Here is a 16,410-nt window from a genome sequence, read left to right as displayed (position 1 = left end):
GGCGACGGAGTCCGCCCGCCGGGTTTCAGGCACGCAGACGCGCGCGCACGAACTCGACGATGGTGTCGATCGGGATGAGCTGCATCGCCTCGTCGGTACGGCCCTTGTACTCGACCTGTCCGTCGTCGAGCCCCTTGTCGCCGACGACGATGCGATGCGGGATACCGATGAGCTCCATGTCGGCGAACATGAAGCCGGGACGCGCGTCGCGGTCGTCGAGCAGGACGTCGATCCCGGCGGCCTGGAGTTCGGCATAGAGCTTCTCGGTCGCCTCGCGCACCCGGTAGGACTTGCCGAGCTTCATCGGCAGGAGCGCGACCTCAAAGGGCGCGATCGGCGCCGGCCAGCAGATGCCGCGTTCGTCGTGATGCTGTTCGATGGCGGCGGCGACCACGCGCGACACGCCGATGCCGTAGCAGCCCATGGTCATGACGGTCGCCTTGCCGTCCTCGCCGAGCACCGTGGCCTTCATCGCCTCGCTGTATTTGCGACCGAGCTGGAAGATGTGTCCGACCTCGATGCCGCGCGCGATGGTGAGCGTGCCCTGACCGTCCGGACTCGGGTCGCCCTCGACTACGTTGCGCAGATCCGCGACCTCGGGCAGCGGCAGATCGCGGCCCCAGTTCAGGCCGAACCAGTGCTTGCCGTCCTGATTGGCCCCGGCGCTGAAGTCGGCGGTGACGGCCACGGTGCGGTCGACGATGCAGGGGATCGGCAGATCCTTCGGCCCGAGCGAACCGGGACCGGCGCCGATGGCGGCGCGGATCTCGGCCTCGGTCGCCATACGCAGCGGCGAGGCGACCTGCGGCAGCTTCTGCGCCTTGACGGCGTTGAGTTCATGATCGCCGCGCACCAGGAGCGCGACCAGATCGGCGTCGATCTCGTCCGAAGCCGCGACCACCAGGGTCTTGACCGTGCGCTCGATCGGCTGATCGAATTGCGCGACCAGATCGGCGATGGTGCGTGCATCGGGCGTGTCGACCAGACGCGCGTCCTCGCCGGGTTCGGGCGCGCGATCGGCCGGGGCCACGGCCTCGGCCAGCTCGACGTTGGCGGCATAGTCGCTGCCGGTCGAGAAGGCGATGGCGTCCTCGCCCGAGGAGGCCAGCACATGGAACTCGTGCGAAGCACTGCCGCCGATGCTGCCGGTGTCGGCGCTCACCGGGCGGAAGTCCAGTCCGCAACGGGTGAAGATGCGGCAATAGGCCTCGTGCATCCGCTGGTAGGTCTCGGCCAGCGAGGCGTCGTCCAGATGGAAGGAGTAGGCGTCCTTCATCAGGAACTCGCGCGCGCGCATCACGCCGAAACGCGGACGGATCTCGTCACGGAACTTGGTCTGGATCTGGTAGAAATTGATCGGGAGCTGCTTGTAGCTCTTGAGTTCGTTGCGCGCCAGCTCGGTGATGATCTCCTCGTGCGTGGGGCCGAAGCAGAACTCGCGCTGATGGCGGTCCTTGAAACGCAGCAATTCGGGGCCGTATTGTTCCCAGCGCCCGGACTCCTGCCAGAGTTCGGCCGGTTGTACGGCGGGCATGGAGACTTCCAGCGCCCCGGCGCGGTCCATCTCCTCGCGCACGATGCGCTCGACACGGCGCAGCACGCGCAGTCCGAGCGGCAGCCAGGTGTAGAGACCGGCGGCGAGTTTGCGGATGAGACCGGCGCGCAGCATCAGCCGGTGGCTGGCGATCTCGGCGTCGGCCGGCGTCTCTTTGATGGTCTGGAGCGGAAACTCTGAGGTGCGCATCGGATCGAAAATCTCGGCAGGTAAAGCGCGGAAGTCTATTGGTCCGGCGACGTCGAAACAACACCCGGCACGCAACCGGCCATATGCATTCGATGGTCGAGGCCGAAACCACAGAGTCGATGATGATAGAGTAATGGGGTCCAACAGACACTTCTCAGCCGTTCCATCCGCGAACAGTTCTCATGTGGAAAGCCTAGCAATGACTCAGTCGGAATCCGGATCGATGGCCATGGAGCGGCGCACCCAGGCACGTATCGACCTGAAGATTCCGGTCGAGTTGACCCTTCCGGGTCAGGATGCGCCGGTGCGTGCCGTCACGCGCGACCTCTCCTGGGGGGGCGCGCTCCTGCATCTGACGGAGCCCCTGCCCAACGATCTCGAGACCCTGATCCTCAGCCTGCCATGGCGGCGGGGCAAGTCCATCCGCGCTCAGGCCCAACTGCTGCGCGCGCGTCCGCATGAAGGCGGGTATCTGGCCGCCGTGCGCTTCATCAGTCTGTCGCCGCGCAGTCAGAGCCGCCTGGAGCGCCTGCTCAAGATGCTTTACCCCTCGGATTCCGCGACGGGCGCAGGCGGTAAGAATGCCTTGTTCCGCGAGCTGGAGGTGACGGTCAGCGATACCGAGGAGCTGCGCCGGAAGCTGTTGCAGATCCTGGAGGGGCGCTACACGGTGACGGTCTTCGAGAGCTATCAGGTCGGACAGAGCATCAGCCTGTCGATCACGGGCACCTTCGATCTGCCGAGCATCCGGCTGCGTGCGCGTGTCTCGGACGTGCGCAAGTCCGAGGTCAAGGGGTTCGACTGGGCCGAACTCTACACCCTGTCGCTCGAATTCGAGCACCCGAGCAATACGATTCGCGCCTTCGTCGATCTGGTCCTGAATCGCTTGTCCGACACCGAGGACGAAAGCTCCACCTTCAGCCATCTGGAGGGCGCGCCGGACTGGCTGCGCTCGGTGGCGGCGGCGACGGTGCGTTCAGGCGCGGGCACCCGGAGTGCCGAGGCCGCCGGCGGGGGCGAGGCGCGCTCCCGTCTGGAGTCCGAGTTCCCCGAGGCCATTGCGCGGCTCGTCGCCGGCTGGGGCAATGTCGCCGACTTCGACATGGTCTTCAAGAGCCTGGTCCTGAGCCGTAACGACCTGCCGGGTGCCTGGTCGCGGGAGGCCTGGGAGGAGCTGGAGCTGCTCCAGAGCGTCCATGATCGCGCCTATGGGGTCTCGGCGAACCGCCGCAGTCTGCTCAAGGGCGGACGGCTGTGAGGCTCGCCCGCCTGGACCGCCCGCTTCCGGACGGCGATCGTCTGCCCCATGCACTCTACCGCGCCGAGCAGGTGCGCCGGTTCGATCGTCTGGCCATCGAGCGCTTCGGTGTCCCTGGGATCGAACTGATGGAGCGCGCCGGCGCGGTCGCCTATCGGCTACTGCGCGAGCGCTGGCCGAACGCGCGCCGCCTCACTGTCCTCGCCGGGACGGGCAACAATGGCGGCGATGGCTATGTCGTGGCACGGCTGGCGCGCGCCGCCGGCCTGGATGTGCGGGTGTTGCAGCTCGGCGAGGCGGATCGGGCGCGCGGTGAGGCGGCCCTGAGTCTGACGGCCTATCGCGACGCCGGGGGTGTCGTCGAGGGCTATGGCACCCTGCCGCGCGAGACCGATCTCTATGTCGACGCGCTGCTCGGCACCGGGCTGGAGCGCCCGGTGACGGGGCAATGGGCCGAGGCCATCACGGCGCTCAACGCCCAGCGCGCGCCCGTGCTGGCGCTCGACATCCCCTCCGGACTCCACGCCGACACCGGGCGCGTCCTGGGCGTGGCGGTGCGGGCGAGTGCGACTGTGTCCTTCATCGGGCTCAAGCTGGGACTCTTCGTCGGCGCCGGCGCCGAGTATCGCGGGGAGCTCCACTTCAGCGCGCTCGACGTCCCGGCCCAGGTCTATGCCGGGGAGATCCCGGCGGCGGCGCGGATCGACTGGGCGCGCGAATCGCGCCTGCTCGTGCCCCGCTCGCGGATCGCGCACAAGGGCGACTGCGGTCATGTGCTGGTCGTCGGCGGCGCGCCCGGCATGTCGGGCGCGGCGCGTCTGGCCGGCGAGGCGGCTCTGCGCGCCGGTGCCGGACTGGTGACGATCGCCACCCATCCGCGCCATGCCGACCGGCTCAATCTCGACCGGCCCGAACTGATGGTCTCGGCCGTCGAGCGGCCGGACGACCTGGAGGCGCTGATCGAACGGGCCGATGTGATCGCGATCGGTCCGGGGCTTGGACGGACGGACTGGGGGCGCGGACTCTGGGAGTTCGTGCGAACCCTGCCGCATCCGCTGGTGGTGGATGCCGATGCACTCAACCTGCTGGCCGAAGCGCCCGGCTCCGGGCCGGACTGGATACTGACCCCGCATCCCGGCGAAGCCGCCCGGCTGCTCGGGACCACGACCGCCGAGATCGAGTCCGACCGTCTCGACAGTGCGCGACGCCTCCAGGCGCGCTTCGGCGGGGTGGTGGTGCTCAAGGGTGCCGGTTCCATCGTGCATGGCCCCGCACCGCGCGTCCCGGCCGTCTGTAGCGACGGCAACCCCGGCATGGCGACCGCCGGCGCGGGCGATGTCCTGACCGGTGTGATCGCCGCCCTGCGCGCCCAGGGACTGGAGGTCGACGACGCCGCCCGCGCGGGTGTCTGTCTGCACGCCGCCGCCGGCGACCGGGCCGCGCGTGCCGGCGAGCGCGGACTGATCGCCACGGATATCATCGCCGCCCTGCGCCCCCTGTCCAATGGCCTCGCCGAGGCGGATCGCTGAGATGCAAACGACCCTGGAGCTCACACTCGACACCCCCGAGTCACAGATGGACTTCGGCGCCTGTCTGGCGTCGGCCCTGAAACCGCCCTGTGTGATCTTTCTCGAAGGCGATCTGGGCACGGGCAAGACCACCCTGACTCGTGGTATCCTGCGCGGTCTCGGACACTCCGGGGCGGTACGCAGTCCGACCTACACCCTCGTCGAGCCCTATGCCCTGACCGGCCTCGAACTCCATCACTTCGATCTCTACCGTCTGGGCGATCCGGAGGAACTGGACTATCTGGGTCTGCGTGATCTGCTGGGTCGGGACTCGGTCTGGGTCGTGGAATGGCCCGAACGCGGCGCCGGTCTGCTGCCCAAGCCCGATCTGCGCATTCGGCTCGTCCACCGCGATGCCGGTCGACACCTGACCCTGACGGCCATGAGTCCGGCGGGTGAGGCCCTATTGTCCGATGTGATTTCTGCCGACGATGTCGTCTCTGCGCCACAGCCTCGACCCAATACTTGAGGAATCTCAGCTAATCGACGGAGTTGACTTGGAAAGATCGACGATGACCTGCTATCTTTTAAGCGACGCTCGTACCCCATCCAGGCTTCGAGGCGGCATCGTGAACAGGCTCATCGTGTTCTTTCTGCTACTGATCGCTCTGCCCGTGGCAGCCGTCGCGGTGGAGGTCGATTGTCACTGGAATCCGGAGAGCTCGGGTAGAACCCAGTTGCTCCTCGGCATCACGGCGCCCGCCGCGCACCGCATCTTCACCCTCGACCAACCCGACCGGGTAGTGATCGACATCGCCGGAGCCCGGCTGCGGGGAGACCTGCCGGCGGCACGCACCGACGACCCGTTGCTGATCGGCGTGCGCGCCGGCGTGCGGCCCAATGGTGATTTGCGCATCGTGCTCGACCTCAAGCAACCGGTGCGCGTCAAGAGTTTTGCCGACAAGACCGGCGGGAGCCAGCCCCGGCTGATCGTCGAACTCATTCCCAAGTCGTTCGGGGGCGGCGGGCTCCAGCCGGTCTCGAATCAGGGGGCGGCCCAGCCGGTCTGGTCGAGCCGTGGGCGCACGGCCATCGTCGCCATCGACGCCGGGCACGGGGGCGAGGATCCGGGGGCGATCGGGCCGAACGGCACGCGCGAGAAGGACGTCACCCTGGCCATCGCGCGCCGGCTGGCGCAGTTGGTCGATCGTGAGCCCGGCATGCGTGCCCTGATGATTCGCGATGACGACTATTACATCGGACTGAGCGAGCGTGCCCGGATCGCGCGTGAGCACAAGTCCGATCTCTTCGTGTCCATCCATGCCGACGCCTACAGCAACCCCAATGCCCAGGGTTCGTCGGTCTACGTGCTCTCACACGGCGCGGCCAGCAGCGAGAGTGCCGGTTGGCTGGCCGAACGCGAGAACGAGGTCGATCGCATCGGCGGTGTGGACCTCTTGACGAGCGACTCCCTGCTGGCCTACGTACTGCTCGACATGACCCAGAACGCGACCATGGAGCACAGCGCCGAGGCGGCCTCCTCGGTGCTGCGCCAGCTCCGGCAGGTCGGCCCGATCCACAAGGGTGATGTGCAGCGTGCCGGATTCGTGGTGCTCAAGTCGCCCGACGTCCCGTCGCTCCTGGTCGAGACGGCCTTCATCAGCAACGCCGACGAGGAGCGACGGCTCAGGAGCAATGCGCACCAGCAGCGCTGGGCCGAGGCGATGCTGGCCGGCATCAAGAGCTATTTCGCCAAGTATCCGCCCCAGGGTCTGCTGTCGGCCGACGCGGGTGGCGGGGGCGAGCGCTCCGGTTCCGGCGCCGCTCATGGGTTGAGATCCGCATCCAGAACGAGTCCGGGCAGTATGCGCGAATACGTGATCAGTCAGGGCGATACCCTGTCCGGGATCGCCAGGCGTCATCGCGTGAGCCTCAGTTCACTGCGGGCCGAGAACGGTCTCGGTGATACCGATGTGATCCGGGTCGGGCAGGTCATCGCCATCCCGACCGATTCCTGACGTCATCTTGGGTGGAGCTGTGCCGGCTCGACCCGAGTCGGCGTTTCGTTCGTCCTTCCATTCACCCATGTCCAATCCGATTCGCATCCTCTCCGATCATCTCGTCAACCAGATCGCCGCCGGTGAGGTCGTCGAGCGCCCGGCCTCAGTGATCAAGGAGCTGATCGAGAACAGTCTGGACGCCGGCTGTGCGCGTCTGGAGATCGATGTGGATCAGGGCGGGATCAAGCGTCTGCGGGTGCGCGATGACGGGTGCGGCATCCCGCGCGATCAGCTCGCCCTGGCTCTGGCGCGACATGCGACCAGCAAGCTGGCTGTGCCGGCCGATCTGGAAGCGGTCGGGACGCTGGGGTTTCGCGGCGAGGCGCTGCCGAGCATCGCCTCGGTGAGCCGGTTGACCCTGACTTCAAGGGTAGGTCCGGATTCGGAGGCCGAGGCGAGTGAGGTGGCGTCCGATCGGGCGGGCGACTCGGCCTGGGAGGTCGCGGTCGCCATCGATGGACGCCTGGAGGGGCCGCGACCGGCCGCGCATCCGCCGGGGACCAGCGTCGAGGTACGGGATCTGTTCTTCAACACACCGGCGCGGCGCAAGTTCCTGCGGACCGAGAAGACCGAGTTCGATCATGTCGATCAGGTGGTGCGGCGTCTGGCCCTGGCACGTCCCGACGTGGCGCTCGAACTGCGTCACAATGGGCGGGTCGTCCATCAGTTGCCGGCGGCCGACGGGCGGCCCGAGTCCGTGCTCGCGCGTCTGGATCGACTGCTCGGGGCGGGATTCGCCGAGCAGTCGCTGGAGATCGACGCCTCGGCGGTGGATCTGCGTCTGCATGGCTGGATACGGCGTCCGGCCTTTTCGCGCAGTCAGCCGGATCAGCAGTTCTTCTATGTCAACGGACGTCTGATCCGCGACCGGCTGATCACCCATGCCATCCGGCAGGCATTCAGCGACTTCCTGCATCAGGCGCGTCATCCGGGCTATGTGCTCTTTCTGGAACTGCCGCCGCGTCTGGTCGACGTCAACGTCCATCCGGCCAAGCACGAGGTGCGCTTTCGCGAGTCGCGTCAGGTCCACGACTTCATCCGGCGCGCTCTGCAGCGACGTCTGGCGCAAGGGGTGCTGGGTGGTGCTGAGCCGGATGCACCGATGCCGGAGACCTCCGACAGACCGGGGAGGGCAGGCGTTGCGACTCCGGACAGATCGACCGCCTCGTCCGATGAGGCCGTTGACGGCACGATCGGACACCGCTCTCCGCTGCCGCGAACGTCCGGTTTCGGGGCGCGACACCCGACTCCCGCGATCGGCGTCGGCGATGGACGGCGGATCTATCAAGCGTCGCCGGCGCTCCAGCGTCCGGCGGCGGACTCTGCCGGCGTCCGGCCGGTCAGCGATGAAGGGGAATCTTCCGGAACGCCTGAAAGCGATCTGCCGCCGCTCGGTTTCGCCCTGGCCCAGCTCAACGGCGTCTATCTGCTCGCCGAGTCGACCGAGGGGCTGGTCCTGGTCGACATCCATGCCGCCCACGAGCGTATCGGCTACGAGCGGCTCAAGGCCGCCTGGAGCGCCGGACGAGTGACGAGTCAGCCATTGCTGGTGCCGCACAGTCTCCAGGTCGAGCCGCGCGAGGCCGATCGCCTGGAGGAACAGCGCGAAACACTGGCCCGGCTCGGCTTGGTGCTGGATCGTCTCGGCGTCGATCGGGTGGTGGTGCGCGAAGTGCCGGCGCTGCTGCGAGAGGCCGACATGGAAGCCCTGGTGCGAGATCTGCTCACCGATCTCGCGGCGCAGGGCGAGAGCACCCGCGTCGAGGAGGCCATCGACGGCGTCCTGGCGACCCTCGCCTGTCATGGCTCGGTGCGCGCCAACCGCCGCCTGACGCTCGACGAGATGAACGCCCTGCTGCGCGACATGGAGCGCACCGAACGCATCGACCAGTGCAATCATGGCCGCCCGACCTGGGTTCGGCTCTCCCATGTCGATCTCGACCGACTGTTTCTGCGCGGACGCTAGACCTTGACCGACCCGACATCCGACACCCGCCCCTGGGCGATCCTGCTCATGGGCCCGACCGCCTCGGGCAAGACCGATCTGGCGATCCGGTTGGTCGAGCGTCTGCCGTGCGAGATCATCAGCGTCGACTCGGCCATGATCTATCGCGGTCTGGACATCGGCACCGCCAAGCCCGGACCCGAGATCCTGGCGCACGCCCCGCATCGCCTGATCGACATCCTCGACCCGACCGAGTCCTACTCGACCGCGCGCTTCCGCGAGGACGCGATCGCGGCGATGACCGAAATCAGCGCACGCGGACGCATTCCGCTGCTCGTCGGCGGCACCATGCTCTATTTTCGCGCCCTGCAACAGGGGCTGGCCCGACTGCCGAGCGCCGATGCCGAGGTGCGCGCCGCGCTGGAAGCCGAGGCCGAGCGCCTCGGCTGGTCCGCCATGCACGCACGTCTGGCGGAACTCGACCCGGACGCCGCCGCCCGCATCCATCCCAACGACCCCCAGCGCATCCAGCGCGCGCTCGAGGTCCAGGCACTCAGCGGACGGGCCATGAGTGACCTGATCCGCGACGCCGAGCACGAGGCCCTGCCGTTCAGGCTACTGAAACTCGCGCGCGCACCGAGCGATCGCGCCATACTGCACGCCCGCATCGAGCGCCGCTTTCGCGTCATGCTGGAACTTGGCCTGGTCGACGAGGTCTCTCGGCTCTGGGCGCGCGGCGATCTGACGCCCGATCTCCCCGCGATGCGCTGCGTCGGCTACCGGCAGGTCTTGAACTATCTGCTCGGCGAAAGCACTTGGGAAGACATGGTGCAACGCGGCATCATCGCCACCCGTCAGCTCGCCAAGCGGCAGATGACCTGGCTGCGTGCCGAATCCGACTGTCACTGGCTCGACGATGAACCTGATCCATTGACGGCGGCACTCACAATCATCGAGTGCGCAATCGAGTCTGAGAGACAGCCGACAGGTTCGACGAGCTGACACTTGAACGTCTTGCGCGGAGCAGTGGTTCGTCCCGGCTGCCACCACCCATCCGCATTCGGCCCGATCTCGCGACCCGAGATCGAGGCGGTTTTCAGCCGGGCACACTGCTTCATCCACAACAACAAGGAGCCAACCTCATGTCCAAGGGACAGAGTCTTCAAGATCCCTTTCTCAACGCTCTACGGAAGGAGCGCGTTCCGGTCTCCATCTTCCTGGTCAACGGCATCAAGCTTCAGGGCCAGATCGAGTCGTTCGACCAGTTCGTGGTGCTGCTCAAGAACAACGTCAGCCAGATGATCTACAAGCATGCCATCTCGACCGTGGTCCCGGCACGCAACGTCCGGCTGCCGACGAGCGACGCCGACGGCGCCGAGCCGGAGGCGCATTGAGCGAGACATCCGTAGCGGCTCCGGTCGTCGAAGCCCGACCCGTCGCCGTCGGCCCGTCGCTCGTCTTCGAGCGACCCAAGGCCGGTGAGCGGGCGGTGCTGGTCGATCTCGACATCGGACGCGGACCGGCGAGCGAGGCCGATGAGCGTGAAGAGTTCGTCCTGCTCGCCCAGGCCGCCGGCGCCGAGGTCGTGGGGAGCCTCGGCGGCTCGCGCGCCACGCCCGACGCACGGCTGTTCATCGGCTCCGGCAAGGCCGAGGAACTCAAGGCGCTGGTCGCGGCCACCGAGGCCGAGCTGGTCATCTTCAACCATCCGCTCAGTCCGGCCCAGGAACGCAACCTGGAGCGCCTGCTGCAATGCCGGGTGATCGACCGTTCCGGCCTGATCCTCGACATCTTCGCCCAGCGCGCGCGTTCCTTCGAGGGCAAGCTCCAGGTCGAACTGGCCCAGCTCAAGCACCTCTCGACCCGGCTGGTGCGCGGCTGGACTCACCTTGAGCGTCAGAAGGGCGGCATCGGTCTGCGCGGTCCGGGCGAGACCCAGTTGGAAACCGACCGGCGGCTGCTGGCCACGCGCGTGGCCATGCTGGAGCGCCGGCTCCAGCGCATCGAGGGCCGGCGTGCCCAGGGGCGCAAGGCGCGCGCCAAGGCCGAGCTGCCGGTGGTCTCGCTGGTCGGCTATACCAATGCCGGCAAGTCGACCCTGTTCAATCGGCTGACCGAGGCCGGGGTCTTTGAAGCCGATCAACTGTTCGCGACCCTGGATCCGACCCTGCGTCGTCTGGATCTGCCCAGCGGCAGTCATGTGCTGCTGGCCGATACCGTCGGCTTCGTCAGCCGACTGCCGCACGAGCTGGTCGCCGCCTTCCGCTCGACGCTGGAGGAGACACGCGGCGCCGGCCTGCTGCTGCACGTGATCGACGCGGCGGCGGCCAATCGACCGCGCCTGATGGCCGATGTCGAGACCGTGCTCGCCGAGATCGGCAGCCACGAGCGGCCCCGGCTGGAGGTCTTCAACAAGATCGACCGGCTGGAGGGCGAGACGGCGCGTCTGGAGCGCGACGCCGAGGGACGTCCGGTGCGGGTCTGGGTCTCGGCACGCACCGGCGAGGGCATGGAGCTGCTGCATCAGGCGCTGATCGAACTGACCGGCGGCGAGCGCCTGATCGAGACCTTCGATCTGGCCGCCACCGATGGACAGCGACGCGCCTGGCTCTACCGGCATGCGCGCGTGATCGAGGATCGCCCGCTCGACTCGGGCGGCTGGGAACTGCGCTGTGAGATCGCGCGCGTGGATCTGGAACGTCTGCGGGCGCGCACGTCGCTGATCGGCTGAATCGAAGATCCAAGCGGCGCGTTTGCCGTGATCGGACCGGCTCCCGTACAATCGGGGCCATCGATCGATGAAACTTCTGAATAGAAAGACGGAGAAGCTATGGCCTGGAATGAACCAGGTGGCGGTCAGAAAGACCCCTGGAGCGGCAAGGGCGGCGGCGAGCAAGGCCCGCCCGATCTCGACGAAGTGGTGCGCAAGCTCCAGGAGCGGCTCGGCGGTCTGTTCGGCGGCAGCCAGCCGCCCGGCGGCGGACGTCCGGGAGGCGGCGCTCATCTCAGCACCAAGGTCATCGGCGTCATCGTCGCTGTCCTGGTCGTCATCTGGCTGGCGACCGGCATCTACATCGTCGAACCCGCCGAACGCGGCGTGGTGATGCGCTTCGGGCGCTATGTCGATACCACGGTGCCGGGGCCGCACTGGCACATCCCGGCACCGATCGAGTCCGTGGTCAAGGTCAATGTCGATGAGATCTCGACCCTGACCCATCGCGCCGCCATGCTCACCCAGGACGAGAACATCGTCGAGGTCGAGCTGACGGTCCAGTCGCGCATCCAGGACGCGGCCGACTATCTGTTCCAGGACCAGGATCCCGAGCGCACGCTCAACGACGCCACCATCACCGTGGTGCGCGTGGTCATCGGTCAGAGCAAGCTCGACTTCGTCATGACCGAGGGCCGTGGCGCCGTGGCCGTCACCATCAAGGAGCGCATCCAGGATCTGATGGACCGCTACAAGACCGGTCTGATCGTGACCTCGGTCAACATGCAGCCGGCCAAGCCGCCCGAGCAGGTCAAGGCCGCCTTCGACGACGCCATCAAGGCGCGTGAGGACAAGGAGCGGCTGGAGAATCAGGCCGAGGCCTACTCCAACGAGGTGCTGCCCAATGCCCGAGGCAATGCCGCGCGCATCCTCGCCGACGCCAAGGCCTATCGTGATCGTGTGATCGCCTCCGCCGAGGGTGAGGCCGCGCGCTTCACCGCCGTGCTCGCCGAGTACGGCAAGGCGCCCGAAGTGACCCGTCAGCGTCTCTATCTGGAGACGATGGAAGAGGTGCTGGGCAAGAACGGCAAGGTGGTGGTCGACGTGACCGAAGGCGCCAACAGTCTCATGTATCTCCCCATCGATCAGCTCATGAAGCAGTCGCAGACCCAGACTCCGCCCGAGCCGCCGGCTCAGTCGGTCCTCAACGGCCTCCCGGCACTGCCCGAACGGGTCGATCCGCCGCTGCGGGCGGTCGATCGTGAGCGGAGGGTGCGCTGATGACTCAGTCCAACCGGATCAAGACCTGGCTGCCGATCGGTCTGGCGGCGGTGGCGATCTTCTTCTCCAGCTTCACCTTCGTGGTGCGCGAGTACGAGGTGGCGCTCAAGCTGCGTCTGGGTGAGATCGTCTCCGACACCTATGCGCCTGGGCTTCACTTGAAGATCCCGATCATCAATCAGATCCGCAAGTTCGACCGGCGCCTGCAGACGCTCGATTCGCAACCCGAGCGCTTCCTGACGATCGAGAAGAAGGACGTGATCGTCGATTCCTACGCCAAGTGGCGCATTGCGCAGCCGGCGCAGTTCCTGCGTTCGACCGGCGGCAACAATGCGCGCACCAGCCGACTGCTCTCCGAGCGCATCAACACCAGTCTGCGCGACGAGTTCGGTAAGCGCACCATCCAGGAAGTGGTCTCGGACGACCGGCTGGCGCTGATGGAGGCCCTGACCAAGAACGTCAACGCCAACGCGGCCGATCTGGGTGTCGAGGTCGTCGACGTGCGGGTCAAGAAGATCGACCTGCCGCCCGAGGTCAGCGAGTCGGTCTACCAGCGGATGCGCGCCGAGCGCGAGCGTGTGGCACGCGACCTGCGCGCCAAGGGCGCCGAGGCCGCCGAGCGCATTCGCGCCGACGCCGACCGCCAGCGCACCGTCATCATCGCCGAGGCCTACAAGGAGTCCGAGGAGATCCGAGGCGAGGGCGATGCCCAGTCCGCCGAGATCTATGCCAAGGCCTTCACGGCGGACCCCGAGTTCTACGCCTTCTATCGCAGTCTCTCGGCCTATCGCGAGAGCTTCGGGCAGGGCGGCAGCGTGATGGTGCTGGAACCCGACTCGGAATTCTTCCGCTTCTTCCGCGAATCGAGCGGACAGCCTTGAGCCAGTCGCTGGAAGCCCCTGGAGGCGGGGCTTCCGGCATTGGACAAAGACCCCAACGTCTGACAGGATAGCGCCCTTTGGCGGTGTCCGGCCGTCGCACGGTCCGGGCCACTCTCGATCAATTTCGCGGGATCCTTTCATCATCGTGCATGACATCCTGGTCGCCCTCTCGCTCGTGTTCATCATCGAGGGGATCTGGCCCTTCCTCAGTCCGGCCGGCTTCCGGCGTCTGCTGGCGATGGTCGCGCTCGAAAGCGAACGCTCGCTGCGTCTGGCCGGGCTCGTCAGCATGATCTCGGGTCTCGGACTGCTGTATCTGGTCAACTGAATCCCGCTGTTCAACCGAACCCGAAACTCTGCCGTCCAACTGCCATCATGTCATCCATGAACGAGGAACGCTGGCTGCTGCCCGCCGGCATCGAGGAAGTCCTGCCGCCCCAGGCGCGGATCGTCGAGGGTCTGCGCCGCGAACTGCTGGATCTCTACGCGAGCTGGGGCTACGAGCTGGTCATTCCGCCCTTCATCGATTATCTGGACTCGCTCCTGACCGGCACCGGGCAGGATCTGGATCTCCAGACCTTCAAGCTCACCGATCAGCTCACCGGGCGTCTGCTGGGCGTGCGTGCCGACATGACGCCTCAGGTCGCGCGCATGGACGCCCATCATCTGCGCCGCGAGGCGCCGACCCGGCTGTGCTATCTCGGCACCGTGCTGCATACGCGCCCGGACGGCTTCGCCGGCACCCGCAGTCCGCTCCAGCTCGGGGCCGAGATCTATGGCCATGCCGGCATCGAGAGCGATACCGAGATCCTGCGTCTGGTGCTCTTGACGCTGCGCACGGCCGGGATCGCCGAGACCTATCTGGATCTGGGGCACGTCGGGATCTATCGCGGACTGGCGCGTCAGGCCGGACTCGATGCGGTGCAGGAACATGTGCTGTTCGATGCGCTCCAGCGCAAGGCGATTCCCGAGATCGAGTCGCTGATCGGCGACTTCGGGCTGACCGGCTCGCCGGCCGGGATGCTGGTGGCCCTGGCCGAACTCAACGGCAGTGACGCCCTGGAACGGGCGGCCCAGGTGCTGGCGGCGGCGGATCGTCCGGTGCGCGAGGCACTCGATTATCTGCGCCGACTGGCCGAGGAGCTCAATCACTGGCTGCCCGAGGTCTCGATCCATTACGATCTGGCCGAACTGCGCGGCTATCGCTACAAGACCGGCGTGGTCTTCGCCGCCTTCGTGCCGGGCTGGGGGCTGGAGGTCGCGCGCGGCGGGCGTTACGACGACATCGGGCAGGTCTTCGGGCGGGCGCGTCCGGCGGTCGGTTTCAGTGCCGATCTCAAGGGGCTGCTCCAGCATGGCCGGGGGCTGGAAGAGCGCTATCGTCAGCCTGGAGCCGTCCTGGCGCCCTGGTCGAACGATCCGGCCCTGCGCGAGACCGTCGAGACCCTGCGCGCCTCCGGGCGGCGCGTGATCCAGACGCTACCCGGACTCGAACCGGACCCGCACGAACTCGGTTGCGAAGAGCGCCTTGAGTATGGCGACGGGCGCTGGGATGTACGTCCCTTGCCGTAGGCGGCTCGATCATCAACTTTCTCTTCATACATTTCGGAAGCGTGACAGATGGGCAATAACGTCGTTGTGATTGGCACCCAATGGGGTGATGAAGGCAAGGGGAAGGTCGTCGACCTGCTGACCGACCGCGCGGCGGCCGTGGTCCGCTTCCAGGGCGGTCACAATGCCGGCCATACCCTGGTCATCGACGGCGAAAAGACCGTGCTGCATCTGGTGCCCTCGGGCATCCTGCGCGACAACGTCCAGTGTCTGATCGGCAATGGCGTGGTGCTCTCACCCTCGGCGCTGTTCGAGGAGCTGGACATGCTGGAGCGCGCCGGGGTGCCAGCGACCGAGCGTCTGGGCATCAGTGCCGCCTGTCCGCTGATCCTGCCCTATCACATCGCACTCGATCAGGCGCGCGAACTCAAGCGCGGCGCCAAGGCGATCGGCACCACCGGACGCGGCATCGGCCCGGCCTACGAGGACAAGACCTCGCGGCGCGGCATCCGTCTGGGCGAACTGCTCGACGCCAGGCACTTCGAGGAACGTCTGCGCGAGGTGATGGAGTATCACAACTTCGCGCTCGTCCACTACTATCAGACCGAAGCGGTCGACGTTCAATCGGTGCTCGACGAGGCCCTGGTCCAGGCCGAGCGTCTGCGTCCGCTGGTGGTCGACGTGCCCGGTCTGCTGCACGCTCTGCGTGCTCAGGGGCGTGACGTGCTGTTCGAGGGCGCGCAGGGCGCACTGCTCGACATCGACCACGGCACCTATCCCTATGTCACGTCGTCCACCACCACGGCGGGTGGGGCGGCCAGCGGCAGCGGTGTGGGTCCGCGCGATCTCGACTATGTGCTCGGCATCGTCAAGGCCTATACGACGCGCGTCGGTGCCGGTCCCTTCCCGACCGAGCTGCACGACGACGTGGGCGAGTATCTGGGCAAGCGCGGCAACGAGTTCGGCGCCACCACCGGGCGCAAGCGTCGCTGCGGCTGGCTCGACATGGTCGCGCTCAAGCGCTCGTTCGCCATCAACAGCGTCACCGGGATCTGCATCACCAAGCTCGACGTGCTCGACGGGCTGGAGACGATCCGGGTCTGCACCAGTTATCATCTCGACGGCCAGGACCTCGACGCGCCGCCGGTCGGCGCCGATGCCTTCGAACGCTGCCGGCCACGCTATATCGAGTGCCCCGGCTGGAGCGAGTCGACGGTCGGCGTCAAGAACCTGGACGATCTGCCCGTCAATGCGCGCCGCTATCTGGAGACCATCGAGCAGCTGAGCGGTCTGCCGATCGACCTGATCTCGACCGGACCTGACCGGATGGAGACCCTGATCCGGCGTCATCCGTTCGACGTCTGACGCGACCGGAGCGCATCGAGGCGCGGCTGGAGGCCAGGATCCCAGGTACGTGAATCGAAGTCCCGTCTGTGGGATCATCCAGGCTTCCTGGCCGCGTCCGTGCCGGC

At 67.1% G+C, this 16,410-nt stretch carries 14 protein-coding genes; 13 read left to right on the top strand and 1 reads right to left on the bottom strand.

Annotated elements, in window-relative coordinates; translation table 11 throughout:
• Positions 1 to 25: 25 nt before the first annotated feature.
• Positions 26 to 1,744, bottom strand: coding sequence for a proline--tRNA ligase (locus Atep_RS09370; RefSeq protein ID WP_213378290.1), 1,719 nt, complete (start codon positions 1,742 to 1,744; stop codon positions 26 to 28).
• A 199-nt stretch (positions 1,745 to 1,943) separates the two neighbouring features.
• Here Atep_RS09370 and Atep_RS09365 point away from each other — a divergent pair, with 199 nt between their 5' ends.
• From Atep_RS09365 to Atep_RS09305, 13 genes are all read left to right on the top strand, one after another.
• On the top strand, positions 1,944 to 3,002 hold the full coding sequence (locus Atep_RS09365; protein ID WP_213378289.1) for a PilZ domain-containing protein: 1,059 nt from the start codon (positions 1,944 to 1,946) through the stop codon (positions 3,000 to 3,002).
• A complete protein-coding gene (locus Atep_RS09360) occupies positions 2,999 to 4,531 on the top strand; it encodes an NAD(P)H-hydrate dehydratase (RefSeq protein WP_213378288.1) in 1,533 nt (510 codons plus the stop codon). The genes Atep_RS09365 and Atep_RS09360 overlap by 4 nt, the downstream gene beginning before the upstream one ends.
• Position 4,532: 1 nt before the next feature.
• Positions 4,533 to 5,039: a tRNA (adenosine(37)-N6)-threonylcarbamoyltransferase complex ATPase subunit type 1 TsaE gene (gene tsaE / locus Atep_RS09355; protein ID WP_213378287.1), complete on the top strand. Its 507-nt coding sequence runs from the start codon at positions 4,533 to 4,535 to the stop codon at positions 5,037 to 5,039.
• Between the two features lie 100 nt (positions 5,040 to 5,139).
• A complete protein-coding gene (locus Atep_RS09350; RefSeq protein WP_213378286.1) occupies positions 5,140 to 6,528 on the top strand; it encodes an N-acetylmuramoyl-L-alanine amidase in 1,389 nt (462 codons plus the stop codon).
• Positions 6,529 to 6,595: 67 nt separating this feature from the next.
• Positions 6,596 to 8,536 (top strand): DNA mismatch repair endonuclease MutL, encoded by a 1,941-nt coding sequence (gene mutL, locus Atep_RS09345; RefSeq protein WP_213378285.1) that lies wholly within the window; start codon positions 6,596 to 6,598, stop codon positions 8,534 to 8,536.
• A 48-nt stretch (positions 8,537 to 8,584) separates the two neighbouring features.
• Entirely contained in the window at positions 8,585 to 9,517 is a 933-nt protein-coding gene (gene miaA, locus Atep_RS09340) for a tRNA (adenosine(37)-N6)-dimethylallyltransferase MiaA (protein WP_236786686.1), read from the top strand.
• 140 nt (positions 9,518 to 9,657) lie between these two features.
• On the top strand, positions 9,658 to 9,909 hold the full coding sequence (gene hfq, locus Atep_RS09335; protein ID WP_213378283.1) for an RNA chaperone Hfq: 252 nt from the start codon (positions 9,658 to 9,660) through the stop codon (positions 9,907 to 9,909).
• Entirely contained in the window at positions 9,906 to 11,246 is a 1,341-nt protein-coding gene (gene hflX, locus Atep_RS09330) for a ribosome rescue GTPase HflX (RefSeq protein ID WP_213378282.1), read from the top strand. The genes hfq and hflX overlap by 4 nt, the downstream gene beginning before the upstream one ends.
• A 99-nt stretch (positions 11,247 to 11,345) precedes the next feature.
• Positions 11,346 to 12,506: an FtsH protease activity modulator HflK gene (hflK, locus tag Atep_RS09325; RefSeq protein ID WP_213378281.1), complete on the top strand. Its 1,161-nt coding sequence runs from the start codon at positions 11,346 to 11,348 to the stop codon at positions 12,504 to 12,506.
• Positions 12,506 to 13,387 carry a protease modulator HflC gene (hflC, locus tag Atep_RS09320; protein WP_213378280.1) on the top strand — a complete coding sequence of 294 codons (882 nt, stop codon included), beginning with the start codon at positions 12,506 to 12,508 and terminating at the stop codon, positions 13,385 to 13,387. The genes hflK and hflC overlap by 1 nt, the downstream gene beginning before the upstream one ends.
• Before the next feature lie 145 nt (positions 13,388 to 13,532).
• A complete protein-coding gene (locus Atep_RS09315) occupies positions 13,533 to 13,715 on the top strand; it encodes a DUF2065 domain-containing protein (RefSeq protein ID WP_213378279.1) in 183 nt (60 codons plus the stop codon).
• 56 nt (positions 13,716 to 13,771) lie between these two features.
• A complete protein-coding gene (locus Atep_RS09310) occupies positions 13,772 to 14,959 on the top strand; it encodes an ATP phosphoribosyltransferase regulatory subunit (RefSeq protein WP_213381510.1) in 1,188 nt (395 codons plus the stop codon).
• A gap of 48 nt (positions 14,960 to 15,007) precedes the next feature.
• Positions 15,008 to 16,303 (top strand): adenylosuccinate synthase, encoded by a 1,296-nt coding sequence (locus Atep_RS09305; protein WP_213378278.1) that lies wholly within the window; start codon positions 15,008 to 15,010, stop codon positions 16,301 to 16,303.
• Positions 16,304 to 16,410 lie beyond the last annotated feature (107 nt).

The sequence above is a fragment of the Allochromatium tepidum genome, assembly GCF_018409545.1.
GTDB lineage: Bacteria > Pseudomonadota > Gammaproteobacteria > Chromatiales > Chromatiaceae > Thermochromatium > Thermochromatium tepidum_A.
This window is presented reverse-complemented; position numbering and strand designations above follow the sequence as displayed.